This is a genomic window from Ruegeria sp. F5, from assembly GCF_056533845.1.
The window spans coordinates 88,279-113,101 of the sequence record NZ_JBQFOU010000010.1 but is presented as its reverse complement, the minus strand read 5'-3'; the positions used below and the strand labels follow the sequence as shown (position 1 = coordinate 113,101).

The following is a 24,823-nucleotide window of genomic DNA, read 5'->3' as shown; positions in this document are numbered from 1 at the left end:
CCTCCGGTCTTCAATTGCCCTGAGACCTAAGCGCCCCCGCGTCAAAGAGCAAGTGCGCGCCAACAGAACGCTTGCGAATTGCCCCAAAGCCCCGTCTTATGAAATCAACGATAACAGGGGCAGTCATGGCTGAGATTTCCAGGCGCAGGCGCATTTGGGGCTGGTGGTTTTTTGACTGGGCATCGCAGCCCTATCACTCATTGCTGGTGACATTTGTGTTCGGGCCCTACTTTGCCGGGGTTGCGGCGGGGTATTTCGCAGGCACCGGTCTGGATGCGCAGGCGGCGGCAGCGCGGGCGCAGACGGTCTGGGCCAACTGCCTGACCATAACCGGATTGATCATCGCGTTCGGGGCCCCCTTTCTGGGCGCGATGGCGGATGTCTCGGGGCGGCGTATCCCGTGGATTTTCGCGTTTTCGGTGATGTACGCGGTGGGCTCGGCCGCGCTGTGGTACACGATGCCGGACGGGTCGAATATGTGGCTGATGCTGTCGGCCTTTGGTTTGGGCTTTGTGGGGGCCGAATACGCGCTGATCTTCATCAACTCGCAACTGCCCGAACTGGGCGATGACGATGAGGTGGGTGAGATTTCGGGTTCGGGCTTTGCCTTTGGCTATTTCGGCGGGCTGATCTCATTGGCGATCATGTTGACGCTGTTTGTCGAACAGCCCAACGGCAAGACCCTGATCGGGATTGATCCGGCCTTTGGGCTGGACGCGGCGCAGCAGCAGGGCACGCGGTTCGTCGGGCCGTTTACCGCCATTTGGTTCATCCTGTTCATGGTGCCGTACTTCCTGTGGGTGCGGGATGATCCGGACAGCGGCAAGCAGGGATCGCTGGGTCAGGCGCTGCGGCTGTTGGGCAAATCCATCTCCGACCTGCGCCACCGGGTCAGTCTGGCGACCTATCTGGGCTCGTCCATGTTCTACCGCGATGCGCTGAACGGGCTTTACAGCTTCGGTGGCATCTATGCGCGGCTGGTGCTGGAATGGGGGCTGATCAAGATCGGCGTCTTTGGCATTGTCAGCGTTCTGGCCTCGGCCCTCTTTGCCTGGATCGGAGGCAAGGCGGACAAGAAATACGGCCCTAAACCGGTGATTCTGGTGGCGATCTGGGTGCTGATCTTTGTCTGCCTGACCGTTGTGTCGATGGACCGGACGCAGATTTTCGGCATCTCGCTGCCCGCAGGATCGGGCCTGCCGGACATCGTGTTCTTTGGCTGCGGCATCCTGATCGGGGGCATGGGTGGCATCCTGCAATCGGCCAGCCGGTCGCTGATGGTGCGCCATACCGATCCCGACGCGCCGGTGGAAAGCTTTGGCCTCTATGGCCTGTCGGGCCGCGCCACCGCCTTTGCCGCGCCGCTGCTGATCGGGATTGCCACAACCGTGACCGGAGACGCGCGTCTGGGGGTGTCACCGATCATCGGGTTGTTTATTCTGGGCCTAATCCTGATGCGCTGGGTGAGGCCGGAAGGGGATCAGAGCAGATGATTTTATTACGTTTTCTGGCCGTTCTGGCCGCAATGACACTGGCCGGGGCGGCGGGTGCGCAACCCTTGGCCAAGCAATTGTTCGGGGCGCAAAAGGTCAACTCGCAGCAAAAACCGGCCGCTTTCGGCAGTTATTCGCGCGGTTGCGCCGCCGGGTCGGTGCAGTTGCCGGAAACGGGGCCGACATGGCAGGCCATGCGCCTGTCACGCAACCGCAACTGGGGGCATCCGCAGGCGATCGACTATGTACAGGACCTGAGTAAGTTTGCGGCGAAACAGCCGGGGTGGAACGGGCTTTATGTCGGGGATATCAGCCAGCCGCGGGGCGGGCCGATGACCTCGGGCCATCGCTCGCATCAGCTGGGTCTGGATATCGATATCTGGATGCTGCCCGGCGACAACATGCGGCTGAGCCGCAAGGCGCGCGAGAATATCTCGTCCATCTCCCTGCGCCGCGCGGGCGGGGCTTATGTGAACGGCAACTGGACCAAACAGCATCATGCGGTGCTGCGCGAGGCCGCAAAGGACAAGCGCGTGGCGCGGATCTTTGTCTTTCCCGGCGCCAAAGTTCAGATGTGCAACGATGAAAAGGGCAACAAGGCCTATCTGCGCAAAATCAGGCCGTGGTGGGGGCATCACTATCATTTCCACGTGCGCCTGAAATGCCCGCGCGGCTCGCGCGGCTGCGTCAATCAGGACCCGCCGCCCAAGGGCGATGGCTGCGCCGAGGCGCAGCAATGGGTGCAGAATATCCTGAACCCGCCGCCCCCCGACCCGAACGCCCCGCCGCCCAAGAAACGCCGGGAATACCGGCTGGCCGATCTGCCCCAGCAATGCGCCGCTGTTTTGCAGTCCAACTGATTGCGGCTTTGCTGCTGGCCCTGCCTGTGCAGGCGGTTGAGATCAAAACCGCAACCCTGCTGGACAGTTTTACGTGGCACCACAGCGCCGATTGGTTCGGAGGGTTCTCGGCGCTGCATCTCTCAGCGGACGGGCGCGACGCGATGGTGCTGAGCGACCGCGCCCTGTTGGCCTCGGCGCAGATCGAACGGGACGGGGACCGGATCACGGGCCTTCGGATTTCAGAACATTGGCCGGTTCTGTCCAGCACCGGGCGCAGACTGCCGGGCTATGTCGGCGATTCCGAGGGGATCGCGATTGCGCCGGATGGCGGCTTCTACATCTCGTTCGAAGGGGTCCACCGCGTGGCCTATTACGCGGCACCGGGCAGCACGGCCCGCGTTCTGCCACGCCCTGCGGCGTTTGACCGGCTGGATGGCAATGGTTCGTTCGAGGGGCTGGCCATCGACGACCAGGCCCGTCTTTACACCCTGACCGAAAAAAGCCGCACCGAACAGGGCGACATCCCGGTGTACCGCTGGGACGGGCGGGTGTGGACCACGCCTTTTGTTCTGCCGCAGCGGGGCAAGTTCCTGCCCGTATCCGCCGATTTCGGCCCGGACGGGCGGTTTTATGTGTTGGAACGCGCGGTGTCCGTGCCCGGCTTCCGGTCGCGCCTGCGGCGCTGGACCCTCACCGACGACCAACCCAGTGCCGAGGAGGTTCTGTTTGAAACCGCCACCGGCACCCATGACAACCTCGAAGGGCTGTCGGTCTGGCGCGACGATCAGGGCCGGCTGCGCGCCACGATGATCTCGGACGATAACTTTCTGTCCCTGCAGCGCACCGAACTGGTCGAATATCTGCTGCCCGATTGACAGGGCCCCTGCAAAGGTCTAAACGCACGGCCTGCCTTGGGATGAGCCCTTGGCCAAGTCGCCGCTACCTTGTCAAAACGGGCATCAAAACATGCAACGCGCTTACATTCCCGGCATCCTTGCCATGGCCGCCATCGTCGTGGCCTCGAACATTCTGGTCCAGTTCCTGATCTTTGACGGGCTGTTGACCTGGGGTGCCTTCACCTATCCGCTGGCCTTTCTGGTCACCGACATCATGAACCGCGTCTACGGCGTGGCCACTGCCCGCAAGGTCGTTTTCGCAGGCTTCATCACCGGCATCATCTGCTCGTTGATCGGCAGCCAGATCATGCTGCAGGGCGATGGCTTCACCTATGCCGCCGTGCCGCTGCGGATTGCCGTGGCTTCGGGTACCGCCTTCCTGATCGCGCAACTGACCGACGTGACCGTGTTCAATTCGCTGCGCGGCGGCCGCTGGTGGCGCGCGCCGCTGGTGTCGACCCTTGTGGGCTCGGCGCTGGACACCGCGCTGTTCTTCACCATCGCCTTTTCCGCCTCGGTCACATTCTTTGGGGCCAATGCCGACGCCGCGATCAACTGGGCGTGGGAACCGGTGCCCTTCATGCTGTCCGGCCCGATGGCCCCGCTGTGGGTGACGCTGGCCTTTGCCGACTGGCTGGTGAAACTGTCGCTGGCGCTGATCGCCCTGATCCCGTTCAAGGTGATTGTCGCCCGCCTGACCGCCGCACAGCCCGCGTAAGAAAACGCTTTGAGATTGGCACAACTTGTGTCACTCTCAAAGGTAACCGCAACAGATAGAAAAGGAGGTGATCCAGTGTCGAGAAAGAGATTGGAGAGAGGTGTCGGAACAACCGGGGGGATCGCCTGCTAGGGCAGCCCTTGGCGGAGCGTTCGCTCCGGCTGGTCGATTGATCTAACCGACCCGACCTCCTGAACTTTCGAAGGGCCGTCCCGCCGGGGCGGCCCTTTCTGTTTCCGCGCGTGGCAGGTAAGGTCCGCCTCATGTTGCGCATCACCGACGATATCATCCTGCAGGACTGGGAAATGACCGAGAGCTTTGTGCGCTCCTCCGGTCCCGGCGGGCAGAACGTGAACAAGGTTTCGACCGCTGTGGAACTGCGGTTCGAGGCTGCGCGCTCGCCCTCTTTGCCCGATCCGGTCAAATCGCGGCTGAAACGGCTGGCCGGTCGCCGCTGGACCAAGGATGGCGCGATCATCATCCAGTGCGAGGAAACCCGCAGCCAGGCCCGCAATCGCGAGATTGCCCGCACCCGTCTGGCCGACCTGATCACCCGCGCGCTGGTCAAACCGAAACGCCGGATCGCCACCAAGCCCACCTATGGCTCGGTGAAACGGCGGCTGGCGGCAAAGAAAGCGCGTTCCGACGTCAAAGCACTGCGCGGCAAGGTGTCGGAAGATTGAACTGGTATCTCGCCGGGGCATCGCTACTCTGCCGCGTACAGGCGACGGGGAGGTTAAGCCATGCGGCTTGAGGGAAAAACCGCAATCGTGACAGGCGGCGCGTCGGGGTTTGGCGCAGGCATCGCGCAGCGATTCGTGGCCGAGGGCGCGCAGGTGATCATCGCCGATATCAACGGCACCGCGGCGCAGGACATGGCCGCCGCTTTGGGCGCGCAGGCCAGCCCGCAGCAGGTCGATGTGTCCGATGGCGCATCCGTGCAGACCCTGGCCGATGCCGCCCGCGACCGGTTCGGCGCGCTTGATATTTTGGTCAACAACGCAGGCATCACCCACCTGCCGACCCCGCTGGAAGAGGTCAGCGAAGACGACTTCGACCGCGTGTTCGGCGTGAACATGAAATCGGTCTATCTGACGGCACGCGCCTTCGTGCCTGCGATGAAACAGCGCGGTGCCGGAGCAATCCTGAACGTGGCCTCAACCGCTGGCCTGTCGCCGCGCCCGAACCTGAACTGGTACAATGCCTCCAAAGGCTGGATGATTACCGCGACGAAAACGATGGCGGTGGAACTCGCCCCCTCGGGCGTCCGCGTCAACGCGATCTGCCCGGTGGCGGGCGAAACGCCCCTGCTCAAATCCTTCATGGGCGAAGACACGCCCGAGATTCGCGCCAAATTCCTGTCGACCATCCCGCTGGGCCGCTTCTCGACCCCCGAAGACATGGCCAACGCCGCCCTGTTCCTGTGCTCGGACGAGGCCAGCATGATCACCGGCGCGGCGCTTGAAGTGGACGGAGGCCGATGCATCTGACCCGTCCCTTCATCTTTTCACAAATACTCTCGCCGAAGGCAGCGCGCGCCCGCGCGCTTCCCCGCCCACAGTAAAGATCAAAATGACCCCTGGACCCCGCAACCTGATCACCGATATCCCCGGCCTGAAGGTCGGCAACGCGCAGGACGCCGCGCTGAAATCGGGCACAACTGTCCTGACAGCGGATCAGCCCTTCACCGCTTCGGTTCACGTGATGGGCGGCGCGCCCGGAACACGGGAAACCGATTTGCTGGCCCCGGACAAATCCGTCTCACACGTGGATGCGATCACGCTCTCCGGGGGCTCGGCTTTCGGGCTGGACGCCTGTTCCGGGGTGTCGGACGCGCTCAGGGCGCAGGGCCGGGGCTATCCGGTTGGCGAAGTCAGAGTGCCGATTGTTCCTGGCGCGATCCTGTTCGACCTGCTGAACGGCGGCGACAAGAACTGGTCTGAAAACCCCTATCGTGCCCTGGGCCGGACCGGTTTTGAAAACGCAGCCCGGGATTTCGCTTTGGGATCGGTTGGCGCAGGAACCGGGGCGCTTGCGGCGATGCATAAGGGCGGGCTCGGTTCGGCCTCATTGGTGCTGGATGGCGGCATCACGGTCGGCGCGCTGGTGGCCGCCAATCCGCTGGGCAGTGTCACAACGCCCGGCGACCGGCATTTCTGGGCCGCACCTTTCGAGGTCGGCGATGAATTCGGCGGGCTGGGACCAGACCCTGCATCGGGCCTTGGCCGCGCCCCTGTCAGCCGCAAGGCGCAGCTTGTCGGACCGGCCAATGCCGAGCGTGGCAACACGACAATCGCCATCGTCGCCACCGATGCGCGTCTCACCAAAGCGCAGTGCCACCGCATGGCCGTCGCCGCCCATGACGGCATCGCCCGTTCGGTTGTCCCATCGCACACGCCCGGCGACGGCGATCTGGTGTTCGGGGTCAGTGCCGGACAGCGTGTACCCGACACAGATGCGCAGCTAGGCCTGATCGGGCATGCGGCTTCGCTGTGTCTGGCGCGGGCGATTGCGCGGGCGGTTTACATGGCGTCGCCTGCCCCGGGTGACCTTTTGCCCTGCTGGTCCGAATTACATGACATAAGTTAAGGCGCGGCGAAATTGCTGCCGCTACCAAGAGCCACCACGCGGCAATCCGCGCGTTGACTCTCTGCTGTCTCGGCGGTCCTGTCTTGGCAGCCAAACTGTATTGGAGCTATGACTATGAATCGCATCCTCGCTACTGCAATTGTCGGCCTGCTGGCCGTACCCGCTTATGCCGAAGGTGACGCAGAAGCTGGCAAGAAGACCTTCAACAAGTGCAAATCCTGCCACATGATCGCGGACCCCGCGGGTGAAGTGATTGTCAAAGGCGGCAAAACCGGCCCGAACCTGTATGGGATCGAAGGCCGCACGGCTGGTACGTTTGAAGGGTTCAAATACGGGGACAGCATCGTTGCGGCGGGTGAAAACGGGCTGGTCTGGGATGAAGAAACCTTTGTCGCCTATTCGCAGGACCCCAAAGCGTTTCTGAAAGACTATCTGGGCGAAACATCGGCCAAGTCGAAAATGACGTTCAAGCTGAAAAAAGGCGGCGAGGACGTGTACGCCTATATTCTCAGCGTATCCGGCGAATAACGCCTGACCCCAAGGACATGACCATCAAGGACGAAAGGCCGCAGCCCCTGCGGCCTTTCGTGCGGTTGATCTGATGCAGCATCGCGGCCACTTTGGGGTCGGCGGCGCAACAGATCATGCACCGCAACGCCAAGCCGATCCGGCCGCAGCACAATCCTACATTCCCGCCGGGCAGGCGGATCGGCAGCAGGAGACGAAAGATGGGAATCATGATCCCGGCCTGGGTGGACGGAGTACTGGCCCCCGTAGACAAGCTCGAGGCGCATGAGAGGGGCCTCAAGCACAAGGCGGTGTCGGTCTTTGTCGTGCGGGGCACCGAAATTCTGCTGCAGCGCCGGGCGCTGGGCAAATACCACACCCCCGGCCTTTGGGCGAATACCTGCTGCACCCATCCCGACTGGAACGAAAGCTCGTCCGCCTGCACGGTGCGCCGCCTGCGCGAGGAGTTGGGGATCACCGGCCTATACCCCGAATACCGGCATCGGCTGGAATACCACGCGGATGTGGGCAACAGCATGGTCGAAAACGAAGTGGTCGACGTGTTTCTGGCCCATGTGCGCGGCCCGCTGAAAATCGAGCCTAATCCAAGCGAAGTGATGGATATCCGCTGGATCGATTACCACGATCTGCTGGCCGAGGTGGCGCGCCATCCCGACCGGTTCACGCCCTGGCTCAAGATCTATCTGCACAATCACGCCGATACGATTTTCGGCCCCGATCTGATCATCTCGGCCAAGACCTGAGCGCAAGCGCTTGCAAGGGCGGCTGAAGCGGCATAGATCAACGCGTCATGGCCAAGCAAAAGCAGAAAACAGACCCGAATTACAAAGTGATCGCCGAAAACCGGCGGGCGCGCTTCGATTACGCGATCGAGGACGATCTCGAATGCGGCATCGTGCTGGAAGGGTCCGAGGTCAAATCCCTGCGGGCGGGCGGCTCGAACATCGCCGAAAGCTACGCTTCGGTCGATGACGGAGAGCTGTGGCTGATCAACAGCTACATCGCGCCCTATGAACAGGCCAAGGTCTTCAAGCACGAGGAACGCCGCCGCCGCAAGCTGCTGGTGTCACGCAAGGAACTGTCGAACCTGTGGAACGCGACCCAGCGCAAGGGCATGACGCTGGTGCCGCTGGTGCTGTATTTCAACCACAAGGGCAGGGCGAAGCTGAAGATTGGCATCGCCAAGGGCAAAAAACTGCACGACAAGCGCGAAACGCAGGCCAAACGCGACTGGTCACGCCAGAAGCAGCGGCTGATGAAGGATCACAGCTAGGGCTGCATACATCGTTCACTTTTGCGGTGAGGCGTATGATGTTCGATTGCAGAACGTCCGAAGGCTTTGAGCCAAACGTCCGGAAGTGAGCCTTTTGCATCGATACGCTTGTCAGGAGTGTCGGCTTTGAGTCTAAAGCGGTCAATCGGTTGGTCGTGCCCCATCGGCCTGCGCATTTGCCAAGTGGTCGAAACATCGCCATTGTTACGCTTTAAACTTCAAGAGGATTGATCATGCGTTTTCTTGTCGTGGCCACAGCAATAGGCTTTTTTTTCAGTGCTTCGGTCCTTCCATCTAACGCTCAGGAGTCCGTCAAGGAACTGGCCGCAAAAGCTTCCGCAGAATTGCGATTGCTGACTAACTTCCAGACGCTGGAACGGATGACAAGCCAGATGAACTACTTCCTTGTCTATGCCGTCGAAGCAGAGCGTGGTGGTTGGGACGTAGTAGAATTTAACAATGCCCCTGATGGCAGCAGCTCAAACGCCTATATGATCCGCAGTACGTCTGAGGATGTACAGTTAGAGATCGCATGGGCGAATAGCAGTATCATGAAAAGCAAAGTCGCGACCGAGGACGAATTAAAGAGTGCCGAGGTCACGATGGCGAACTTGGATGTTCTTGTCTCGCTGGCACCGCGGATTGCGGACATGGTTGCAGAGGGCGAGCTTGATGCGGCTGCGGCTCTCTATCACGAAACGGGACAAACGGCACATGAAAACGCGCTGCGCGGGGCCCAAAGTTCAGTTAGCACTGTACAAAAACGCCTTAGCAAGACTCTGCTGAAGATTCGAGTTGCAAAATAGTTTTGTGAATTGGTGCCAAGAGCGCGTTTCCGACAACTTTAAGAACACTGTGCGGCAAGCTAATCGATTGATGTTCGGACCAGCGGAGATGAATCGGATGGAGGACGCAACCAGCAAACGACGGCGAGAGGTCCCACTCTGGTTCAGCCACTGGTCAACCGAAAACGCCTTACGTCTGCTCCGGTCCGCATAACCGACATCGCGCGGGGTCGCTCAATGCGGATGTTCAATGTGCCAAAGACACCACCCACTACCCAATCTTACCCAATCAAAACGCCATCGTGGCCTGAACCGCGCGCTGCCAGCGCGCGTAAGCCGCGTCGCGCTGGTCTGGTTGCTGCGTGGGCTCAAAACGCTGGTCCAGTTGCCATGTTGCGGCAAACCCCTCCTGATCCGGGTAGACCCCCGCTTTCATCCCGGCCAGCCAAGCCGCGCCCAAGGCGGTGGTTTCCTGCATCACCGGGCGATCCACCGGAGCGCCCAGACAGTTCGACAGGCCCTGCATCGCCCAGTCGGATGCGCTCATGCCGCCATCGACGCGCAGGATGACATCCGCGTCCGATCCCCAGTCGCCCTGCATCGCGTGCCACAGGTCGCGGGTCTGGAAAGCGATGCTTTCCAGCGTGGCGCGGGCAATCTCGGCCCGGCCCGAGTTGCGAGTCAGCCCGAACATCGCCCCCCGGCAGTCCGGCTTCCAGTAGGGCGCGCCGAGGCCGGTGAAGGCGGGAACCAACACCACATGCTGGTTCGGGTCGGCCTGCGCCGCCAATTCTCCGCTTTGCGGGGCCGCGTCGATGATCTGCAGCGCATCCCGCAGCCATTGCACCGCCGCGCCCGCGATGAAGATCGACCCTTCCAGCGCATAGGTCCGTTGGCCGTCCAACTGGTAACCGATTGTGGTCAGCAGACGGTTTTTCGACATGACCGGCTGCGCCCCGGTGTTCAGCAGCGCAAAACAGCCCGTCCCATAAGTGGATTTCATCATGCCGGGCTGGAAACAGGCCTGCCCGATGGTCGCCGCCTGCTGGTCGCCCGCGACGCCGAGTATGGGGATGTTTCCCCCAAATAGAGTCGTATTCCCGAAATCAGCGGCGCAATCCTTCACTTCTGGCAGCATCTTCAAGGGCACGTCCAACAGATCGCAAATCCCGGCGCTCCACTCTCCCTGATGGATGTCGAACAGCAGGGTACGGGCGGCGTTGGTGGCATCCGTTACATGGCTGCGGCCTTCGGTCAGCCGCCAGATCAGGAAGCTGTCGATGGTGCCGAACAAAAGCTCTCCGGCCGCGGCGCGGTCGCGGGCGCCCGGAACCGTGTCGAGCAGCCATTTGACCTTGGTGCCCGAGAAATAGGGGTCCAGCAGCAGCCCGGTCCGGGCGGTCACATCCTCCTCGTGCCCGGCCTGTCGCAGATGGGCGCAAATCTCGGCGGTGCGGCGGTCCTGCCAGACGATGGCGTTGTGGATCGGTTTGCCGGTCGCTTTGTCCCAGATGACGGTGGTTTCGCGCTGGTTGGTGATGCCGATCCCGGCGATCTGATCGGCAGAGACACTTGCCGTCGCCATAACCTCGCGGCAGACGGTCAGAACGCTGTCCCAGATATCCTCGGGGTCATGTTCGACCCAACCTTCCTGCGGGAAATGCTGTGGAAACTCGCGCTGTGCGGTGGCGATGCGCTGCATCTGCGCGTCGAACAATATCGCGCGCGAGGACGTTGTGCCCTGATCGATTGCCAGAATACAGGTCATGCCTGCGCTCCTCCCCTTTGTCGTTTTGCGGGACTTTAGCGCAAACAGCCACGCCGGTGCCAGAGCGGAAATCAGGCCTGCGAAACAGAGATGTTGTCGATCAGCCGAACGCCATCGGCCCAGGCGGTGACGAACAGGCGGGCCGGGCGCGAGGCATGGGCCAGCGTCTGCAAGGTCTCGGCACAGCGCAGGTCGATATATTCGACCTCAGTAAACCCGGCAGCGATCAGGTCCGCCTTGGCCTGCTGCGCCAGCGGCGCAAAGGCATCGCCCGCTGCCAGACGGGTGGCCATTTCGCGCATGATTTCGCTTTTCTTGGCGGCGATTTTCAACCCCTCGGCAGACAGCAGTTGATTGCGTGACGACATCGCCAGCCCCGAAGGTTCCCGCACCGTGGGGCAGCCGATCACCTCGATGGGAATGTCCAGATCACGGGCCATCCGGCGGACGATCATCAGTTGCTGATAGTCCTTTTCCCCGAAATAGGCCCTGTCTGCCTGCGTCTGCAGGAACAGTTTGGCGACCACGGTGGCCACGCCGTCGAAATGTCCGGGACGGAAGGGGCCCTCCATCACATCGGTTAGGCCCGAGACCGTGACGGTGGTCGAAAAACCCTCGGGGTAAATCTCTTCCGGTTCCGGCACATAGATCGCGTCCACGCCGAAAGGGGCCAGTTTTCGGGCATCCTCGGTTTCGGTGCGCGGATAATTGGCAAGGTCTTCGGGGTTGTTGAACTGTTTGGGGTTCACAAAGATCGTGACGATCACGCGGTCGCAGTCATCCCGGGCCGCCTCGACCAGCGACAGATGCCCCTGATGCAGCGCGCCCATTGTGGGAACGACGCCGATCACCTCGCCATCGCGGTGCCATGCGGTGGTCAGCGCGCGCAGGTCTGTCAGGCGGCGCAGGATCTGAACGGTCATGTGCTGCGGCCTCTGGCCGGGGCCTGATCGGCAAACACATGTTCATCTGCCGGGAAACTGCGCGCCCGCACCTCGGCGGCGTATTCGGCAATCGCGGCTTCGGCCAGCGGCCCGAGGTCGGCATAGCGCTTGACGAATTTCGGTTTGAACGCGGTGAAAAAGCCCAGCATGTCATCCACCACCAGAATCTGCCCGTCACACCCGGCCGAGGCCCCGATGCCGATGGTGGGGATCGCAACCTCGGCCGTGATCCGGTTGGCCAGACCCTGCGGAACCTTCTCTAACACGACCGAAAACGCGCCTGCCTCGGCCACGGCGCGGGCATCGGCCAGCACTGCTTCGGCCTGTTCGTCGCGGCCCTGCACCTTGTAGCCACCCAAGGTGTTGATCGATTGCGGGGTCAGACCGATATGCGCCATCACCGGAATGCCGCGCTTGACCAGAAAGCGGATGGTGTCGGCCATTTCCACGCCGCCTTCCAGCTTGACCGCGCCCGCGCCGGTTTCCGACATCAGCCGCGCGGCGTTGCGGAAGGCCTGCGCCGGGTCGTGCTCGTAGCTGGCAAAGGGCATGTCGATGACCATCATGGCGCTTTCCAACCCACGCGCGACGGCCTGCCCGTGCAGGATCATCATCTCCATCGTCACGCCAAGGGTTGATTCCAGCCCGTGCAGCACCATGCCCACGCTGTCGCCGACCAGAACAAAGTCGCAATGGGCATCCATCAGCCTTGCCATCGGGGTTGTGTAGGCGGTCAGACTGACCAGCGGATCGCTGCCTTTGCGGGCGCGGATATCCTCGGCATTCGGGGCTTTTTTGCGGGCGGTGGCGCTCATGCTCGCTCCTGCGACATTTATGTTGCAGCGCGGCATAGCAGATCAGGCAAGGGGATAGAAACCCCGGTTGCGCGAACATTTCCTTGATTGACCTTGGGTTTACGGGGACATTGAGGGCAGAAAAACCTGCAAAACAGCAGGTATCCATTTTCAGTGGGGAGAGAATTTCATGACAAAGCAGATGTTTCGGTCATTTGCCTCGGTCCTGGCGCTGGGTGCCAGCGTGATGGCCACGCAGGCGCTGGCCAAATCCGACATCACCATCGCGGTGCAGCTTGAACCGCCGCACCTGGACCCGACCAGCGCGGCGGCGCAGGTCATCGATTCGGTGGTTTACACCAATATTTTCGAAGGTCTGACCCGGTTCATGGCTGATGGCTCGATCGCACCGGCGCTGGCGGAAAGCTGGGAAATATCGGATGACGGTAAGGTCTTCACCTTCAAGCTGCACGACGGCGTGACCTTTCATGACGGCACCACGATGGATGCCGAGGACGTCAAATTCAGCCTTGACCGAGCCCGCGCCGAAGACAGCGTCAACGCGCAGAAAGCCCTGTTTGCCGGGATCGAAAATGTCGAGGTCATCGATCCGCTGACCGTCAAGGTCACCCTGTCCGAGCCCAATGGCAATTTCCTGTTCAACATGGCCTGGGGGGACGCGGTGATCGTGGCCCCGGAAAGCATCGACGACATCAAGACCAACCCGGTCGGCACCGGGGCCTTTACCTTTGGCAACTGGGTGCAGGGCGACAGCATCACGCTGAACCGCAATCCCGATTATTGGGGTGAACAGCCCGCGTTAGAGACCGCGACGTTCAAGTTCATCTCGGATCCCACGGCGGCCTTTGCCGCCATGATGGCCGAAGATGTGGACTATTTCGACAATTTCCCGGCACCGGAAAATCTGCCTCAGTTCGAGGCTGATCCGCGGTTTCAGGTTCTGGTCGGCTCGAACGAGGGTGAGACGATCCTGTCCACCAACAACAAGCGGGCCCCTTTTGACGATATCCGCGTCCGTCAGGCGCTGGCCCATGCCATCAACCGTCAGGATATCATCGACGGGGCGATGTTCGGCTATGGCACGCCGATCGGAACCCATTTCGCGCCGCATCATCCGGCCTATGTCGATCTGACCGGTGAATCGGCCTATGACCCGGAAAAAGCCAGGGCCCTGCTGGCCGAGGCAGGGTTTGAAAACGGGTTCGAGACCACGCTGCACCTGCCGCCCCCATCTTACGCCCGGCGCGGCGGAGAGATCGTCGCGGCGCAACTGGCCGAGGTCGGGATCACCGCCGAGATCATCAATGTGGAATGGGCGCAATGGCTTGAATCGGTGTTCAAGGGCAAGGATTTCGGCCTGACCATCGTCAGCCATACCGAGCCGATGGATATCGGCATCTATGCGCGCCCGGACTATTATTTCCAGTATGACAGCACCGATTTTCAGGCCCTGATGGACACGCTGAACATCACCACCGACCCGGACGAGCGCGCCAGGATACTGGGCGAGGCCCAGCGCCTGATCGCCAGCGACTATGTGAACGGCTACCTGTTCCAGTGGGCCAAGCTGGGCGTCGCCAAGGCGGGTGTGCAGGGGCTTTGGGAAAACGCGCCGACGGCGGCAATTGATCTGACCGCCATCAGCTGGTCAGAATAACTATGGCGGGGCCGTTTGCGCGGCCCCGGCGCCAAGCTGGCCCAGCCCGGATTGTCCAATGTGTTTTTTGCGTGCCTTTTGTCTGATTGTCTTTGCGGCCTGCCTGACAATTGTTTCGGTCGGTCCGACTTACGCACAGAGCGCGCTGGGGGGCCGGCTGGACGCTCTGACGGGGACGCCCGAGAACCCGCTTGAGGTCGGGATCGGTATCCGCATCGACCAGATCACCAGCGTCGATCAAAAGGCCGAAAACTACGGGGCGGTGGTTGTGCTGCGGGTCGAATGGACCGATCCCGCCTTGGCCTTCGATGCTGAAGAACTGGGCCGCGACATCCGGGTCTTCAACCCAAAAGACCTTGCCGATCATGCGGCGCGGATCGGTTCGGTCCTGCCTGCGTTTGTCATTCAAAATCAGCAGTCCAACAAATGGATTCACCAATCCGCGGCCTCGCTGCGATCTGACGGGCGCGTTGTCTATCTGGAAAAATCCTCGCTCACCCTGCAGGCGCCGCATTTTGATTTTCGCAAATACCCGTTCGATACCCAGGATTTCTATTTCGAGGTCGTCTCGATTTTCCCGTCGGATTACGTGAGCTACTACCCGCTCGAAGATCATTCGGGCCTTGGCGATCTGCTGGGCGAAGAGGAATGGATCCTCGGCAACGCGCAGCTTGAGGCATCGACGGTCAAAGGCCTGTCGGGGCGGGACAGCGATCAGGTGGCGCTGGCGTTTCAGGGCAGCCGGCACCAGACCTATTATGTCATCCGGGTGTTTCTGCCGATGCTGGTCCTGATCACCGTCGGCTGGGCGCTGTTCTTTCTGGATGAATACCGCAAACGGATCGAGATTGCCGGGGCCAACCTGCTGGTTTTCGTGGCGTTCAACTGGGCGATTTCCGAGGATTTGCCAAAACTGGGCTATCTGACCTTTCTGGATTTCATCCTGCAATGGATGTTCCTGATGACCGGGGCGCTGATCGTGTTCAACGTGGCGCTGCGCAAGCTCAAGGTCTCGGGGCGCGAGGGGCTGGCCCGCACGCTGGACAATTACGCGATCAAGTGGATTTACCCGCTGGGCTATGCCGCCATCGTCGGCTACGCGGTTTTCGTCTATCTTCTGGTGCCTTAGGTGCTGGACCCGTGTCGCCTGCGACCCTAACGTGGCGGGGATGCTACGCTATGCCCTCAAACGCCTGCTCTCATTGATCCTCAGCCTGGCGGTCGCCTCGGTGGTGATCTTTGCGGTGATCGAGGTCGCGCCGGGCGATCCGGCATCCTTCATGCTGGGTGTGAACGCGCAGCCCGACACGCTGGCCGCGCTGCGGGCCGAGTTGGGTTTGGATGTGCCCAAGCTGCAGCGGTATTTCGACTGGGCCGGCGGCATGCTGGTGGGGGATTTCGGCACCTCCTACACCTATCGCACGCCGGTGTCGCAGATGATCGCGGACCGGCTGTGGGTGTCGCTGCCGCTGGCGCTGTATGCGCTGACCCTGTCCACGCTTATCGCCTTTCCCGCCGGTATCTACGCCGCCGCGCGCCGGGGCAAGGCGGGGGATCAGGCGGTGATGGGGGCGACGCAATTGGGTATCGCGGTGCCCAATTTCTGGTTTGCCATGATGCTGGTGCTGATCTTCGCCATCAACCTGCGCTGGTTCAACGCCGGAGGGTTCGCGGGCTGGGACAAGGGGCTCTGGATCGGGCTGCGTTCGCTGACCCTGCCAGCCGTTGCGCTGGCGCTGCCGCAGGCGGCGATTCTGGCGCGGGTCATGCGATCGTCCCTGCTGGATATTCTGGGCGAGGATTTCATGCGCACCGCCCGCGCCAAGGGTCTTTCGCGCCGTCAGGCGCTGTGGCGGCACGGGGTGCGCAACGCGCTGATCCCGGTGCTGACCATCATCGGGTTGCAATTTTCCTTCCTTCTGGCCGGGTCGATCATCATCGAGCAGGTGTTTTATCTGCCCGGTTTGGGCCGGCTGGTGTTTCAGGCCATTTCCGCCCGCGACCTGATCGTGGTGGAATCGGTGGTGATGCTGCTGGTCTTTGCCGTCATCACGGTGAATTTCCTTGTCGATCTGGCCTATGCCGCCGTCGATCCCCGCCTCAGGAGCCGCACATGAGCCGCAACCTGATCCTCGGCGGTTTCCTGTCCTCGCTGGTGCTGCTGGCCGCCCTTGTGTCCTTTGTCTGGACCCCGGCCGATCACGCCGCGCTGAATATCGCGTCCAAGCTGCAAACCCCGAACGCGCAGAACTGGTTCGGGACGGATCACTTCGGGCGCGACATGTTCTCGATGATCATGGTGGGAGCGCGCACCTCGATTGCCGTGGCGCTGGTGGCGGTGGTCATCGGCATCGGCTTAGGCGTGCCGCTGGGCCTGACGGCGGCGGCGCGCAAGGGCTCATGGCTGGATGAGGTCATCATGCGTGGCAACGATCTGGTCTTTGCCTTCCCCTCGCTGGTCATCGCGATCCTGATCACGGCGGTGTTCGGGGCCGGGGCGATCAACGCCATCATCGCCATCGGCATCTTCAACATCCCCGTCTTCGCCCGCATCACCCGTGGTGCTGCGCTGTCGCTGTGGGAGCGCGAGTTCATCCTTGCCGCCCGTGTCGCGGGCAAAGGGGCGGCGCGAATATCGGTGGAGCACATCCTGCCCAATGTCGCGAACCTGCTGATCGTGCAGGGGACCATCCAGTTTTCACTGGGAATATTGGCCGAAGCCGGGCTGTCCTATGTCGGTCTGGGCGCACAGCCGCCGACGCCAAGCTGGGGCCGGATGCTGGCGGACGCGCAAACAATGGTCAGTTTCGCCCCGCATTTGGCTCTGATTCCGGGGCTGGCGATCATCGTCACGGTGCTGGGGCTGAACCTGCTGGGCGACGGGCTGCGAGACTGGCTGGACCCAAGGATCAGGGTGGCGCGCGCATGAGTTTGCTTGAGGTCGAAAACCTGTCTGTGTCGATCCACGGCGCGCCGATCCTGAAACAGGTCAGCCTGTCCATCGCGCCGGGCCAGATCGTGGCCGTGACGGGCGAAAGCGGATCGGGCAAATCCATGACCGCCTTGGCCGTGATGCAATTGCTGCCGACCGGCGCACAGGCAACGGGTGCGATCCGGCTGGACGGGCAGGATGTGCTGACCACGCCCGAGGCCGCCATGTGCGACCTGCGCGGCGCGTCCATCGGCATGGTGTTTCAGGAACCGATGACGGCGCTGAACCCGGTCAAGACCATCGGCGATCAGGTGACCGAGACGATCCTGATCCACAAAGCCATGCCGCCCGCGCAGGCCCGCGCCCGCGCGGCTGAGGTGCTGACCCGTGTAGGCCTGCCGCCCGACCGGTTCCCGCTGTCGCGCTATCCGCATGAGCTGTCCGGCGGTCAGCGCCAGCGCGTGGTCATCGCCATGGCCATCGCCCTGCGCCCCCGCCTGCTGATCGCGGATGAGCCGACAACGGCGCTGGACGTCACCACGCAGGCGCGGATTCTGGACCTGCTCAAAGGGCTGGTGTCGGAATACGGGATGGGTCTGCTGATGATCACCCATGATCTGGCGGTGGTGGCCGATATGGCGGACCGGATCGTGGTGATGCGCCGGGGCGAGGTGGTGGAAACTGGGGCAACGGATCACCTGCTGCGCCATATGCAGCACCCCTACACCCGCATGCTGTTCGAGGCTTCGGGCCATCAGGTCGCGTTGCCCACCGCACCACCGCCGGTGCCCCTGCTTGAAGTGACAGATGTCGTGCGCGACTACCGCCTGCCGCGTCAGGGCCTGTTCGGCCCGCATGGCCATCATCGCGCCGTCGATCAGGTCAGCTTCACCCTCAACAAAGGTGAGCGTCTGGGGCTTGTCGGTGAATCAGGATGCGGGAAATCGACCCTGACACGGGCCATTCTGGGCCTTGAAGAGGTGCAGCGGGGCGAGATTTTGCTGAACGGACAGCCCGTCTTTACGGGTCATACGCCCAACCTTGAAGTGCGCCGCAAGATGCAAGTCGTTTTTCAGGACCCGTTCGGCAGCTTCAACCCGCGCCACAGGGTCTCGCGCCTAATCACCGAGCCGTTTCACCTGCTGGACGACCCGCCGACCGGGTCCGAGAAAACGGACCGCGTGGCCGAGATGCTGAGTGCCGTGGGCCTCAGCCCCGATGATGCGGGCAAGTACATCCACGAGTTCTCAGGCGGTCAGCGGCAGCGGATTGCTATCGCCCGGGCGCTGATCATCAGACCTGAACTGATCCTGTTTGACGAGGCGGTCTCGGCCCTCGATGTCTCGGTCCGGGCGCAGGTTCTGGATTTGCTGGCCGAGCTCTGCGCGGCTTATGATCTGACCTATCTGTTCATCAGCCATGACCTGAGCGTTGTCCGCACGATCACCGACCGCGTTCTGGTGATGCAGGCCGGGCAGATCGTCGAACAGGGGGAGACTACGCAGGTCTTCGCAAACCCGCAGCACCCCTATACCCGATCCCTGATCGACGCCGCGCCTGTCTTGCCGGAAACTCTTGGGGCGGCTTGATTGATGGAAACCCCTGTTTAGAGCCTGTATGAGAAGGAGAACCACATGACTGACCCGCTTTGGTTCGACCCCGGCCTCTGCCTGATCGGCGGCGCATGGGTGCCGCCAGTGCCCGGTGAAACCCTGCCGCTGGTCAACCCGTCCGACGGGGCCGAACTGTGCCGGATCGCACGAGGCGGTGCGCCAGATGTGGACGCGGCGGTTGCGGCAGCGCAGTCGGCGCGGGACGGGGAATGGGGCCATATGACCGCACTGGAACGGGGCCGCATCCTTGCCCGGCTCGGGCAGCTTGTGCTGGACCGGCTCGACGATCTGGCCTTGCTCGAGGCGCTTGATGTGGGCAAGCCGCTGACGCAGGCGCGAGCGGATGCGGTGGCTTTGGCGCGGTATTGCGAGTTCTACGGCGGCGCGGCGGACAAGGTGATGGGCGAAACCATCCCCTATCTGGACGGCTACACCGTCTACACCCTGCGCGAGCCGCATGGGGTGACGGGCCATATCGTGCCGTGGAACTATCCGATGCAGATCATCGGCCGCTCGGTCGGTGCGGCGCTGGCGATGGGCAATGCCTGCGTCCTGAAACCGGCAGAAGAGGCCTGTTTGACCGCGCTCGCCTTCGCCCATCTGGCGACCGAGGCCGGGCTGCCCGCGGGTGCGCTGAACGTCGTGCCCGGTCTGGGGGCCGAGGCTGGTGCGGCGCTGTCGGGCCATCCGGGTATCGACCATATCTCGTTCACCGGGTCGGTCGCGACCGGGGCGCTGGTGCAACAGGCGGCGGGGCGCAATGTGGTGCCGGTGACGCTGGAACTGGGCGGCAAGTCGCCTCAGTTGGTTTTCGACGACGCCGATCTGAACGCGGCGCTGCCGTTTCTGGTGAATGCGGGCATTCAGAATGCGGGCCAGACCTGTTCCGCCTCGTCCCGGATTCTGGTGCAGCGCGGTATCTACGATCTGGTCAAATCGCGCATGGCCGATGCCTATACGCAGCTGACAGTGGGCCCCGCCACAGCCGATCTAAGCTTCGGGCCGCTGATCTCGAACCGGCAGAAAGAGATCGTCACTGGTTATCTGGCGCAAGGGGCCGATCTGACCCTCGCGGCGCAGGGGCAGATCGTGGAGGACACGCCCGAGACAGGCGCTTATGTCCTGCCGACATTGTTCGCGGATGTGCCGCCGGATCACGTTCTGGCGCAAGAGGAAATTTTTGGCCCGGTGCAGGTCCTGATCCCGTTTGAAACCGAAGAACAGGCTCTGACCATAGCCAACAGCACCGAGTACGGCCTTGTCGCCAGCGTCTGGACCTGCGACGGCGCGCGGCAGATGCGGCTGGCGAGACGGTTGCGATCAGGGCAGGTGTTCATCAACAATTATGGGGCCGGAGGCGGCGTTGAACTGCCCTTTGGCGGTGTCGGAAAATCCGGTCATGGCCGCGAAAAAGGGTTCGAGGCGCTTTATGGCTTTTCCCAGCTGAAAACGGTGGCCGCCTATCACGGCTGAGCATGCGCTCAGACGATCACTTCGATAGGTTCCTGTGCGCCCACGCCGAACACCCGTTTGTACCGCTCGATCTGGTCCGCCGGACCCATCGCCTTTTCCGGGTTGTCGGACAGTTTCACCGTTGGTCGCCCGTTTGCCGAAACCGCCTTGCAGACCAGCGAGAAGGGGGCCAGCCCATCCTCGGGAACAAGCCCGCGGAAATCGTTGGTCAGCAAGGTGCCCCAGCCAAACGAGATACTGGCGCGGCCCGCGAACCGGGCGTGCAGTTCCTGAATTTTCTCGACATCCAGCCCGTCCGAAAAGATGATCCGTTTGTTTGCCGGGTCCTCGCCGCGCGCGGTCCACCAATCGATTGCGATTTCAGCCGCAGCCGCCGGGTCGCCGCTGTCGACGCGGATACCGGTCCAGCCCGCCAGCCAGTCCGGCGCGTGATCCAGAAACCCCTTGGTGCCGTACGTGTCGGGCAGAATGATGCGCAGATTGCCGTCATGTTCGTCATGCCAGTCGCTGAGCACGTCATAGGGTGCCCGGGCCAGATCCTCGTCTGTCTCGGCCAGCGCGGAATAGACCATCGGAAGCTCATGGGCATTGGTGCCGATGGCCTCGACCTCGCGCCGCATGGCGATCAGGCAGTTGGACGTGCCGGTGAACGAGGATCCCAGCCCCTCGATCATCGCCTGCACGCACCAGTCCTGCCACAGGAAGGAATGCCGCCGCCGGGTGCCGAAATCGGCGATCCCAAGCCCGTCAATCCGGCCCAGTTTCTCGATCTTTTCCCAAACCCGCGTCATCGCACGGGCGTAAAGCACCTGCAGCTCGAACCGGCGCATGCCGTTCAGAACCGCGCGCGAGCGCAGCTCCATCAGCACCGCCAGCGCCGGGATTTCCCACAGCATGACCTCGTGCCATTTGCCCTCGAAGGTCAGTTCGTACTGATCGCCCTTGCGTTCCAGATGATAGGGGGGCAGGCGCAGGTCCTCGAACCACTCCATGAAATCCGAGCGGAACATCTGCCGTTTGCCGTAGAACATGTTGCCGCGCAGCCATGTGCTTTCCCCCCGGCTGAGACTGAGCGAGCGGATGTGATCCAGCTGTTCGCGCAGCTCGCCTTCGTCGATCAAACGGGCCAATGGCACGTGATTCGACCGGTTGATCAGGGAAAACACCACATCGGTTTGAGGCTTGTTTCGAAACACTGACTGGCACATCAGCAGTTTGTAGAAGTCCGTGTCGATCAAAGACCGGACAATCGGGTCGATCTTCCATTTGTGATTGTAGACACGGGTCGCGATATCGACCATGGGGAACTCCTGCGATTTCCGTTGTTAGATCAATCGGCACGGTGAATGGCAAGAGTCGCTGATTTGGTGACAATGCCAATGTCCAGTCACAATGCGGGCATATTGTGCGTTGTTTTCACAGGTTAGTGAGGTGGGGGATGGAAAGACGGAACTGAGTTTGTGAATGGGTCTCGAGTACGATTTTGACATTGTAAAGGTTGCACAGGGCCAGACCGATCCTGCCGAGGCAGGAGATCAGCCGGGCACGGATCGCCCGGTGCGCGCGGTGTTTCGCGACATCCGGACGGCGGATGCGTTGCGGGGAACGTCGCCGAAAATCCGTGCGATGTTTCTGGATGCCGGGTTCAGCCTGGAATCGCGGCGCAGCGGCATTGCGGCAGACATTTTCCCGGCCGAGGATCTGGCCGACCGGCTGCAGATTCTTCGCGATCTGTTCGACAACATGCGACGCCGGGGCCTGCAGGGCGAATATTGCGGCGATTTCGATCTGTGGCAGTTTCTGAACCATGTCAGGCGCGCGCGGCCCGCTGCCGGGGTAATCCGCCCGGCACCACGCCGGGTTTCACCAAACCAAGCCGAGGAAAAGCCGAAACGCCGCCCCCTGTCGGGGCGCATCGGGTTCGCCCTTGGGATTGCCGTCATGCTGTTTGCGCTGCTGAAATATCTGGCAGCAGCGGGTGCGTCCCCTTAGGCCAGTTTGACCCCGGCCGCGCGCATGGCCTGTTTGGCGGCTTCCAGCGAGCCGTCCATGTCGATGGCCCGGCAGGCATCCATCCTGACGGTGACCTCAAAGCCGAGCCTTGCCGCGTCAACCGCTGAAAAATGCACGCAGAAATCCGTGGCGAGCCCGACCATCGTAAGGTGGGTGATCCCGCGCGATTCCAGATAGCCCTTGAGCCCGGTGGGCGTTTTCTGGTCGTTCTCAAAAAACGCCGAATAGCTGTCGATGCCCGGGCGGAAGCCCTTGCGTATGACCAGATCGGCATGGGTGTGCAGATCGGGGTGAAAATCGGCCCCCTCGGTGCCCTGGACGCAGTGATCGGGCCACAGCACCTGCGGGCCGTAATGCATCTCGGTCATGTCGAACGGGTCTTTGCCGTCATGTGAACTGGCGAAGGACGAATGGGTTGCCGGGTGCCAGTCCTGCGTCAGGATCACCGCATCGAACTGGTCCATCATGGCGTTGATCGGGGCGACAACCTCGTCCCCTCCGGCCACCGCCAGCGCGCCGCCGGGGCAGAAATCGTTCTGGACGTCGATTACGATCAGGGCGTGGGTCATGGCGGTCTCCTTGCACAACCGTATCGGTAGGGGGCTGCGGGCCGGGCGTCAATGCGGTCCCTTGCGACTCTGGCGCGGCGGGTTTAGACCGCGCGCATGTACACAATCGCTGCCCTGTATCACTTTACCCGCTTTCCGGATCACGCCGCGCTGCGCGACCCGCTGTTGGACCTGTGCCGCACTGCTTCGGTAAAAGGCACCCTGTTGCTGGCGCAGGAGGGGATCAACGGCACCATCGCCGGCCCGCGTGCCGGGATCGATGCGGTGCTGGCCCATATCCGCGCCTTGCCGGGATGTGCCGGGCTGGAGTGGAAAGAGGCCACCGCCGATCACCCGCCCTTTGGCAAGATGAAGGTCCGGCTGAAGAAAGAGATCGTGACCATGGGTCAGCCGGATATCGACCCGCGCGCCCGTGTCGGCAACTATGTCGAACCGCAGGACTGGAACGATCTGATCCGTCAGGACGATGTGGTGGTGATCGATACCCGCAACGATTACGAGGTGGCGATTGGTACGTTTGAGGGCGCAATAGACCCTGAAACAGCCAGTTTCCGCGATTTCCCGGCCTGGTGGGAGGACAACAAGGACCGCTTCCACAACAAGCGCGTCGCGATGTTCTGCACCGGCGGTATCCGCTGCGAGAAATCCACCAACTTCCTGCTGGGGCAGGGGGTCGAGGATGTCTATCACCTCAAAGGCGGCATCCTGCGCTATCTCGAGGAAATGCCCGCCGCAGACAGCACCTGGCAGGGCGAGTGTTTCGTGTTCGACAACCGCGTTTCGGTCGGGCACGGGTTGGTCGAGGGGCCGCATAAGCTGTGCCATGGCTGCCGCCGCCCGATCCTGCCCGAAGATGTAAAGCGGCCCGAATACGAGCACGGCGTGTCCTGCCACCGATGCATCAACGAGACCTCCGAGGCGGACAAGATGCGCTTCCGCGAGCGGCAAAAGCAGATTCTGCTGGCGCGGGCACGCGGGGATGAACATCTGGGATCAGACTGAATTCAACTTGCGGGCCTGCGCCGGAAACCGGAATATCCGGGGCAGGCCAGCAAGATGGAGCAGAAATGTCCCGCGACCCCGCAACTTTCGACGAATGGAAATCGACGCTTATGGCGGCGGCCGGGATGATCCTGGCCAGTTTTCTCGCGTGGTTCGGCCTGTCGCGCCTGAGCGAGGCAGCCGCGGGCGATACGATCGGAACCATCGCTTCGATAGGGCTGGTGGTGTGGGTCGTGTCGCAATCCTGGTTCTACATGACCCAGGTAAAATCCCCGCGCAGGCTGCTGTTTCTGATGGGCGTGTCCTTTATTCAGGTCGTGCCCTTCCTGTTTGCCGCCGCCTACGGCGCGTTCGGGTACCACGACAATTGCGTGGTCGGCGCGCGCGGTCCGGCGGATATCCTGTATTTTTCGTACGTTACCTTCACCACGGTCGGCTATGGCGACATGGCCCCGACCGGGCTGTGCCGGGCGCTTGCGGTGTCCGAGGCGGTGACGGGCTATATCCTGCTGGGGATGTTCGTGGCCGCCGCCGTCGCGCTTTATGCGCGCAACCACGGCAAGTAGCGCCCTATTTGTTCTGATCGATCCAGCGCGACATCATCTGCTTGTCGCGAAAACATTCGGACGGGATCGGGCGGCGCTTGCTGCGCGAGATACGCTCGGCAAAGGCCACCTGTTTGCCCGTCGGATAATTGTCGAATTGCGAGGTGGCGCTGGGCTTGTGCGCCGAAATCCAGTTCGACAGAGACCGGCGGTCGCGCTGCGCCTCGACCGGGATTTCCAGCGCCGATTGCTGCGCGATGGCGCGGGCATAGCGCATCTGCCGATCGGTGACAGGCAGCATGTGATAATCGTTGCTGGGTGCGTCGTACCAGCTTTGACGGGCAGCGTTGGTCATGGCTCAGATACCT

At 62.2% G+C, this 24,823-nt stretch carries 26 protein-coding genes; 20 read left to right on the top strand and 6 right to left on the bottom strand.

The window, feature by feature from the left end; all coding sequences use genetic code 11:
* Positions 1 to 125 precede the first annotated feature (125 nt).
* The 11 genes from ACR0K1_RS16160 (at position 126) to ACR0K1_RS16110 (ending at position 9,145) form a co-directional block, all read left to right on the top strand.
* On the top strand, positions 126 to 1,493 hold the full coding sequence (locus ACR0K1_RS16160) for an MFS transporter (RefSeq protein ID WP_480612055.1): 1,368 nt from the start codon (positions 126 to 128) through the stop codon (positions 1,491 to 1,493).
* Positions 1,490 to 2,353, top strand: a complete 864-nt coding sequence (gene mepA / locus ACR0K1_RS16155; RefSeq protein WP_480612056.1) for a penicillin-insensitive murein endopeptidase — start codon at positions 1,490 to 1,492, stop codon at positions 2,351 to 2,353. Before ACR0K1_RS16160 ends, mepA begins: the two co-directional genes overlap by 4 nt.
* Positions 2,326 to 3,210: an esterase-like activity of phytase family protein gene (locus tag ACR0K1_RS16150; protein WP_480851274.1), complete on the top strand. Its 885-nt coding sequence runs from the start codon at positions 2,326 to 2,328 to the stop codon at positions 3,208 to 3,210. Before mepA ends, ACR0K1_RS16150 begins: the two co-directional genes overlap by 28 nt.
* Before the next feature lie 91 nt (positions 3,211 to 3,301).
* Positions 3,302 to 3,949, top strand: coding sequence for a queuosine precursor transporter (locus ACR0K1_RS16145; protein WP_480612058.1), 648 nt, complete (start codon positions 3,302 to 3,304; stop codon positions 3,947 to 3,949).
* A gap of 263 nt (positions 3,950 to 4,212) precedes the next feature.
* Positions 4,213 to 4,632 (top strand): alternative ribosome rescue aminoacyl-tRNA hydrolase ArfB, encoded by a 420-nt coding sequence (arfB, locus tag ACR0K1_RS16140; protein WP_480851272.1) that lies wholly within the window; start codon positions 4,213 to 4,215, stop codon positions 4,630 to 4,632.
* A gap of 60 nt (positions 4,633 to 4,692) precedes the next feature.
* The gene (locus ACR0K1_RS16135) at positions 4,693 to 5,439 is read left to right on the top strand and encodes an SDR family oxidoreductase (RefSeq protein ID WP_480851271.1); all 747 of its coding nucleotides are present in this window, start codon (positions 4,693 to 4,695) and stop codon (positions 5,437 to 5,439) included.
* An 82-nt stretch (positions 5,440 to 5,521) separates the two neighbouring features.
* On the top strand, positions 5,522 to 6,538 hold the full coding sequence (locus tag ACR0K1_RS16130; RefSeq protein WP_480612061.1) for a P1 family peptidase: 1,017 nt from the start codon (positions 5,522 to 5,524) through the stop codon (positions 6,536 to 6,538).
* A 114-nt stretch (positions 6,539 to 6,652) separates the two neighbouring features.
* Positions 6,653 to 7,066: a c-type cytochrome gene (locus ACR0K1_RS16125; RefSeq protein WP_480612062.1), complete on the top strand. Its 414-nt coding sequence runs from the start codon at positions 6,653 to 6,655 to the stop codon at positions 7,064 to 7,066.
* A gap of 200 nt (positions 7,067 to 7,266) precedes the next feature.
* Positions 7,267 to 7,809 carry an isopentenyl-diphosphate Delta-isomerase gene (idi, locus tag ACR0K1_RS16120; protein ID WP_480851270.1) on the top strand — a complete coding sequence of 181 codons (543 nt, stop codon included), beginning with the start codon at positions 7,267 to 7,269 and terminating at the stop codon, positions 7,807 to 7,809.
* A gap of 47 nt (positions 7,810 to 7,856) precedes the next feature.
* Positions 7,857 to 8,339: an SsrA-binding protein SmpB gene (gene smpB, locus ACR0K1_RS16115; protein ID WP_480612064.1), complete on the top strand. Its 483-nt coding sequence runs from the start codon at positions 7,857 to 7,859 to the stop codon at positions 8,337 to 8,339.
* Positions 8,340 to 8,572: 233 nt separating this feature from the next.
* Positions 8,573 to 9,145 (top strand): hypothetical protein, encoded by a 573-nt coding sequence (locus ACR0K1_RS16110; protein WP_480612065.1) that lies wholly within the window; start codon positions 8,573 to 8,575, stop codon positions 9,143 to 9,145.
* A 268-nt stretch (positions 9,146 to 9,413) separates the two neighbouring features.
* Here ACR0K1_RS16110 and glpK read toward each other — a convergent pair whose 3' ends face one another.
* The 3 genes from glpK to panB all read right to left on the bottom strand — a co-directional run bounded on the left by glpK (position 9,414) and on the right by panB (position 12,651).
* Positions 9,414 to 10,892 (bottom strand): glycerol kinase GlpK, encoded by a 1,479-nt coding sequence (glpK, locus tag ACR0K1_RS16105; protein WP_480612066.1) that lies wholly within the window; start codon positions 10,890 to 10,892, stop codon positions 9,414 to 9,416.
* A 71-nt stretch (positions 10,893 to 10,963) separates the two neighbouring features.
* Entirely contained in the window at positions 10,964 to 11,815 is an 852-nt protein-coding gene (gene panC / locus ACR0K1_RS16100) for a pantoate--beta-alanine ligase (RefSeq protein ID WP_480612067.1), read from the bottom strand.
* A complete protein-coding gene (gene panB / locus ACR0K1_RS16095) occupies positions 11,812 to 12,651 on the bottom strand; it encodes a 3-methyl-2-oxobutanoate hydroxymethyltransferase (RefSeq protein ID WP_480612068.1) in 840 nt (279 codons plus the stop codon). Before panB ends, panC begins: the two co-directional genes overlap by 4 nt.
* A 169-nt stretch (positions 12,652 to 12,820) precedes the next feature.
* Between panB and ACR0K1_RS16090 the strand changes: the two genes are divergently transcribed.
* The 6 genes from ACR0K1_RS16090 to ACR0K1_RS16065 are packed head-to-tail and all read left to right on the top strand — an operon-like array spanning position 12,821 to position 20,326.
* Positions 12,821 to 14,308, top strand: coding sequence for an ABC transporter substrate-binding protein (locus tag ACR0K1_RS16090; protein ID WP_480612069.1), 1,488 nt, complete (start codon positions 12,821 to 12,823; stop codon positions 14,306 to 14,308).
* Positions 14,309 to 14,366: 58 nt separating this feature from the next.
* The gene (locus ACR0K1_RS16085) at positions 14,367 to 15,437 is read left to right on the top strand and encodes a ligand-gated ion channel (protein WP_480851269.1); all 1,071 of its coding nucleotides are present in this window, start codon (positions 14,367 to 14,369) and stop codon (positions 15,435 to 15,437) included.
* A 40-nt stretch (positions 15,438 to 15,477) separates the two neighbouring features.
* Positions 15,478 to 16,425 carry an ABC transporter permease gene (locus ACR0K1_RS16080; RefSeq protein ID WP_480612071.1) on the top strand — a complete coding sequence of 316 codons (948 nt, stop codon included), beginning with the start codon at positions 15,478 to 15,480 and terminating at the stop codon, positions 16,423 to 16,425.
* Positions 16,422 to 17,237, top strand: a complete 816-nt coding sequence (locus ACR0K1_RS16075) for an ABC transporter permease (RefSeq protein WP_480612072.1) — start codon at positions 16,422 to 16,424, stop codon at positions 17,235 to 17,237. Before ACR0K1_RS16080 ends, ACR0K1_RS16075 begins: the two co-directional genes overlap by 4 nt.
* Positions 17,234 to 18,829, top strand: a complete 1,596-nt coding sequence (locus ACR0K1_RS16070; protein ID WP_480612073.1) for an ABC transporter ATP-binding protein — start codon at positions 17,234 to 17,236, stop codon at positions 18,827 to 18,829. The genes ACR0K1_RS16075 and ACR0K1_RS16070 overlap by 4 nt, the downstream gene beginning before the upstream one ends.
* 45 nt (positions 18,830 to 18,874) lie before the next feature.
* A complete protein-coding gene (locus tag ACR0K1_RS16065; RefSeq protein WP_480612074.1) occupies positions 18,875 to 20,326 on the top strand; it encodes an aldehyde dehydrogenase family protein in 1,452 nt (483 codons plus the stop codon).
* Positions 20,327 to 20,334: 8 nt separating this feature from the next.
* On the opposite strand, the gene pncB is transcribed toward ACR0K1_RS16065, so the two are convergent.
* On the bottom strand, positions 20,335 to 21,627 hold the full coding sequence (gene pncB / locus ACR0K1_RS16060; protein WP_480612075.1) for a nicotinate phosphoribosyltransferase: 1,293 nt from the start codon (positions 21,625 to 21,627) through the stop codon (positions 20,335 to 20,337).
* A gap of 163 nt (positions 21,628 to 21,790) precedes the next feature.
* Here pncB and ACR0K1_RS16055 point away from each other — a divergent pair, with 163 nt between their 5' ends.
* Positions 21,791 to 22,318 (top strand): hypothetical protein, encoded by a 528-nt coding sequence (locus tag ACR0K1_RS16055; RefSeq protein WP_480851268.1) that lies wholly within the window; start codon positions 21,791 to 21,793, stop codon positions 22,316 to 22,318.
* Here the strand turns inward: ACR0K1_RS16055 and pncA are convergent.
* Positions 22,315 to 22,908, bottom strand: a complete 594-nt coding sequence (pncA, locus tag ACR0K1_RS16050; protein WP_480612077.1) for a bifunctional nicotinamidase/pyrazinamidase — start codon at positions 22,906 to 22,908, stop codon at positions 22,315 to 22,317. The genes ACR0K1_RS16055 and pncA overlap by 4 nt on opposite strands.
* A gap of 96 nt (positions 22,909 to 23,004) precedes the next feature.
* Between pncA and trhO the strand changes: the two genes are divergently transcribed.
* Together trhO and ACR0K1_RS16040 are read left to right on the top strand one after the other, a co-directional pair.
* Complete coding sequence (gene trhO, locus ACR0K1_RS16045) at positions 23,005 to 23,910, top strand: oxygen-dependent tRNA uridine(34) hydroxylase TrhO (RefSeq protein WP_480612078.1); 906 nt, start codon at positions 23,005 to 23,007, stop codon at positions 23,908 to 23,910.
* A gap of 65 nt (positions 23,911 to 23,975) precedes the next feature.
* Positions 23,976 to 24,476 carry a potassium channel family protein gene (locus tag ACR0K1_RS16040; RefSeq protein ID WP_480612079.1) on the top strand — a complete coding sequence of 167 codons (501 nt, stop codon included), beginning with the start codon at positions 23,976 to 23,978 and terminating at the stop codon, positions 24,474 to 24,476.
* Between the two features lie 4 nt (positions 24,477 to 24,480).
* Here the strand turns inward: ACR0K1_RS16040 and ACR0K1_RS16035 are convergent, their stop codons facing one another.
* A complete protein-coding gene (locus tag ACR0K1_RS16035; RefSeq protein ID WP_480612080.1) occupies positions 24,481 to 24,810 on the bottom strand; it encodes a hypothetical protein in 330 nt (109 codons plus the stop codon).
* Between the last annotated feature and the right edge of the window lie 13 nt (positions 24,811 to 24,823).